Raw genomic sequence first — 4,589 nt, 5'->3', positions numbered from 1 at the left:
GCATGCTCCTGCTGCTCGTCCGTGACGACCTCGGCATCGGCGGAGTGGGCCGCGAGGTGGGCCTCTACCAGTACTGGTACGGGCAGTTCGCCGCCGGCACCTTCCCGCCCGGCGACGCCATGTGGCAGTACCCGCCCGGTGCGGGACTCGTGGTCATGGCCCCGGGCCTCCTCCTCCCCTGGCTCACCTACTTCCAGGCCTTCGTCGCCCTCACCCTCCTCGCCGACGCCGTCGTCACGCTCGCCCTCGCCCGTGCCGACAGCGCCCGCCTCACCCACGGCGCCTGGATCTGGGTCTGCGGCCTCCCGCTCCTCCTCCACCTGCCGCTCGCCCGGTACGACGTGCAGACCACCGCCCTCGCCGTGCTCGCCCTGCTCGCCCTCGGCGCCCGCTCCCCCGCCGCCCACCGGCTCGGCGGCGCGCTCGCCGGGATCGGCGCCATGGTCAAGGTGTGGCCCGCGCTCGCCCTGATCGGCACGCCCCGGGGCCGTACCACCCGGGAGGCCTGGACCGCCGCCGCCGTCACCGCCCTCGCGCTCCTGGCCACCCTGGCGCTGCTCTTCTCCGAGTCGCTGGGCTTCCTGCGCCAGCAGGGCAACCGCGGCATCCAGATCGAGTCCCTGGGCGGCACGGCCCTCGCGGTGGCCCGCGCCACCGGAGCCTGGTCGGGCAGGGTCGACTTCCGCTACGGGGCCTTCGAGTACGTCGGCCCGTACGTCTCCACCCTCGGGCACCTCGCCCTGCTGCTCACCGTCCTCGCCTTCGGCTGGCTGCTCCTGTGGCGCCTCCAGGCCCGCCGCTGGACCCCCGCCACCCCGCTCGACGCGGCCCTCGCCGCCGTCCTGCTCTTCACCGTCACCAGCCGGGTGATCAGCCCCCAGTACATGGTCTGGCTGATCGGCCTCGCCGCCGTCTGCCTGACCTCCCGCGACACCGTGATGCGCCCGGTCGCCCTGCTGCTCCTCCCGGCGGCCGCCCTCAGCTCCCTCGCGTACCCCGTCCTCTACGCGGACGTGGTGGACGGCACCACCACCGGCCTGGCCGTCATGGTGCTCCGCAACGGCCTGCTCCTCGCGGCGGCCCTGCTCGCCGCCCGCCGCCTGTGGACCTCGACGGCGACGCCCGACGCGGAATGAGGAAGGGCCCCGACCGGAACACCGGCGGGGCCCTTCCTCATGTCTCTCCTACGGCACTAGCTGTGCGAGCGGAGCAGCGTCCGCATCGTCCGCATCGCCACCGACAGGTTCGCCAGGTCGAAGGTGTCCGAGCCCTGGATCTCCTCCAGGGTCGTCCGCGCGCGGCCCAGGATCGCCGCGTTCTTCTCCTCCCACTCCTTGAACCGCTCCTCGGGGCTGGTGGTGCCGTTGCCGACCGTCAGGACGTCGGCGGTCAGCGCCGCGTGCGCCGCGAAGAGGTCCTCACGGATCGAGGCACGGGCCATCGACTGCCACCGGTCGCTGCGCGGCAGCTCGATGATCCGGTCCATCAGGTCGGTGATCCGCAGCCGGTCGGCCAGGTCGTAGTAGACCTCGGCGACCGCGAGCGGCTCCTTGCCCATCCGGTCCGCGATCGCGACGACGTCGAGGATCGGGAAGGCGGAGGAGAAGCCGGCGACGCGCAGCGCGAGCTCCTCCGGCACGCCGAGCTCGGTCAGCTCGTCCAGGATCGACTGGTACCACTCCAGGTCCGCGCCGCGCAGCAGCTGCGGCAGCTGCGCCCAGACCTCCTCGACGCGCTCGGCGAAGAACTCGATGGTCTCGCTGAGCTGGAGCGGCTGCGGCCGGTTGTTGAGCAGCCAGCGGGTGCCGCGCTCGACGAGCCGGCGGGAGTGCAGCCGCATCCGGGTCTGGACGTCGGCCGGCACCACGTTGTCGAGGGCCTCGACGGCGTCCCAGACCTGGCCGAGGCGGAAGACGACCCGGGCCGCGGTCTGCGCGCGGACGATCTCCTCGATCGACGCGCCGGTCTCCTCGCGGAGGCGGTGCAGGAAGGTCGAGCCACCGGTGTTGACGGTGTCGTTGACCAGGACCGTCGTGATGATCTCGCGGCGCAGGGCGTGGTTGTCGACGGCCTCGGGGAACTTCTCGCGCAGCAGCGTCGGGAAGTACGCGTGGAGCAGCCCGCGCAGGTACGGGTCGTCCGGCAGCTCCGTACCGATCAGCTCGTCGGCCACCGTGATCTTGGTGTACGCGAGGAGGACGGCGAGCTCGGGCTGGCTCAGGCCCCGGCCGTTGTTGAGGAGCTCGCGGATCTGCCGGTCGTTGGGCAGGAACTCCAGGGAGCGGTCGAGGGCCCCGTCCCGGCCCAGGCGGCGCATGAAGCGCTGGTGGGCGTGGAGCAGGGACGGCGACTGGGCGACGGCGTTGGCCAGGGCCGTGTTCTGCGCGTAGTTGTTGCGCAGGACGAGCCGGCCGACCTCGTCCGTCATCTCCGCGAGGATCTTGTTGCGCTGCTTGACGGTCATGTCGCCCTCGGCGACGAGCCCGTTGAGCAGGATCTTGATGTTGACCTCGTGGTCGGAGGTGTCGACGCCGGCGCTGTTGTCGATCGCGTCGGTGTTGACCTTGCCGCCCTGGCCCTCGGGGCCGCCGGCACGGGCGAACTCGATGCGGCCCAGCTGGGTCGCGCCGAGGTTGCCGCCCTCGCCGATGACCTGGGCGCGGACGTCCTGGCCGTCGACGCGGATGGCGTCGTTGGCCTTGTCGCCGACGTCGGCGTTGGACTCGGCCGAGGACTTCACGTACGTGCCGATGCCGCCGTTCCACAGCAGGTCGACGGGCGCCTGCAGGATCGACTTCATCAGCTCGGCCGGGGTCAGCTTGGTGACGCCGTCCTCGATGCCGAGGGCGGCCCGCATCTGCGCGTTGACCGGGATGGACTTGGCGCTGCGGGGGTAGATGCCGCCGCCCGCCGAGAGCAGCGAGGTGTCGTAGTCCGCCCACGAGGAACGCGGCAGGTCGAAGAGCCGGCGGCGCTCGGCGTACGAGACGGCCGCGTCCGGGTTCGGGTCGATGAAGATGTGCCGGTGGTCGAAGGCGGCGACCAGGCGGATGTGCTCGCTCAGCAGCATGCCGTTGCCGAAGACGTCGCCGGACATGTCGCCGACGCCGACGACGGTGAAGTCCTCGGTCTGGGTGTCGTGGCCCAGCTCGCGGAAGTGCCGCTTGACGGACTCCCAGGCGCCGCGGGCGGTGATGCCCATGCCCTTGTGGTCGTAGCCGGCGGAGCCGCCGGAGGCGAAGGCGTCGCCGAGCCAGAAGCCGTACGACTCCGCGACCCCGTTGGCGATGTCGGAGAAGGTCGCGGTGCCCTTGTCGGCGGCGACCACCAGGTACGTGTCGTCCTCGTCGTGGCGGACCACGTCGACCGGCGGCACGACCTCGCCCGCGACCAGGTTGTCGGTGATGTCGAGGAGCGCCGAGATGAAGGTCTTGTACGAGGCGATGCCCTCGGCCAGCCAGGCGTCCCGGTCCACGGTCGGGTCCGGGAGCTGCTTGGCGACGAAGCCGCCCTTGGCGCCGACCGGCACGATGACGGTGTTCTTCACCATCTGCGCCTTGACCAGGCCGAGGATCTCCGTGCGGAAGTCCTCGCGGCGGTCGGACCAGCGCAGGCCGCCTCGGGCGACCTTGCCGAAGCGCAGGTGGACGCCCTCGACGCGCGGGGAGTACACCCAGATCTCGAAGGCCGGGCGCGGCGCCGGCAGGTCCGGGATGGCCTGCGGGTCGAACTTCATCGACACGTAGGAGTGCGGCTTGCCGTCCGCCGCCGTCTGGAAGAAGTTCGTCCGCAGCGTCGCCTTGATGACGGTGAGGAAGGACCGCAGGATCCGGTCCTCGTCCAGGCTCGCGACCTGGTCGAGGGCGCCGTCCAGCTCCTCCAGGATGCCGTCGATCAGCTCGGTGCCGGCGCGCTGGCGCTCCGGCGCCATCCGGGCCTCGAAGAGGGAGACGAGCAGCCGGGTGGTGTGGACGTTGTCGCGGAGGGTGTCCTCCATGTAGTCCTGGCTGAAGGTCGCCCCGGCCTGGCGCAGGTACTTGGCGTAGGCGCGCAGCACCATCGCCTCGCGCCAGGTGAGCCCGGCGGAGAGGACGAGCGAGTTGAAGTTGTCGTTCTCGGCCTGGCCGGTCCAGGTGGCGGCGAAGGCCTCCTGGAACCGCTCGCGGGCGTCGTCGCCGAGGTAGTCGCCGCCGTTGCCGGAGGCGGCCGGCATCCGCAGGCCGAAGTCGTAGATCCAGGCGTGGGTGCGGTCGGCGCAGCGCAGCTCGTACGGACGCTCGTCGGTCACCTCGACGCCGAGCCGGTTGAGGACCGGCAGGACGGCGGAGAGGGAGATCTGGTCGCCCGTCTTGTAGATCTTGAAGCGGCGCTCGCCGGGACCGGCGGCGACCGGCTCGTAGAGGGAGAGCGCGAAGTCCTTGCCGCTGGCGGCGAGGTTCTCCATGCGGACCAGGTCGGCGACGGCGGCGCGCGGCGAGTGGTCGGCCTTGTAGCCCTCGGAGAAGGCGTTGCCGTAGCGGCGGAGCAGCTCGGCGGCGCGCTCCTCGCCGAACTCGGCGTTCAGCGCCTCGCCGAAGCCGTCGGCCCAG

At 71.7% G+C, this 4,589-nt stretch carries 2 protein-coding genes; one reads left to right on the top strand and one right to left on the bottom strand.

Going from position 1 to position 4,589, the window contains the following annotated elements; all coding sequences use genetic code 11:
- Positions 1-1,136, top strand: a 1,136-nt coding sequence (locus tag ABZ318_RS39090) for a glycosyltransferase 87 family protein (RefSeq protein WP_356907171.1), incomplete at its 5' end; no start/stop codon positions are given.
- 56 nt (positions 1,137-1,192) lie between these two features.
- On the opposite strand, the gene ABZ318_RS39085 is transcribed toward ABZ318_RS39090, so the two are convergent.
- Positions 1,193-4,589: NAD-glutamate dehydrogenase (locus ABZ318_RS39085; protein ID WP_356907170.1), on the bottom strand; the 3,397-nt coding region annotated here is incomplete at its 5' end.

The organism is Streptomyces sp. NPDC006197, assembly GCF_040613865.1.
Taxonomy (GTDB): Bacteria; Actinomycetota; Actinomycetes; order Streptomycetales; family Streptomycetaceae; genus Streptomyces.
This window is presented reverse-complemented; position numbering and strand designations above follow the sequence as displayed.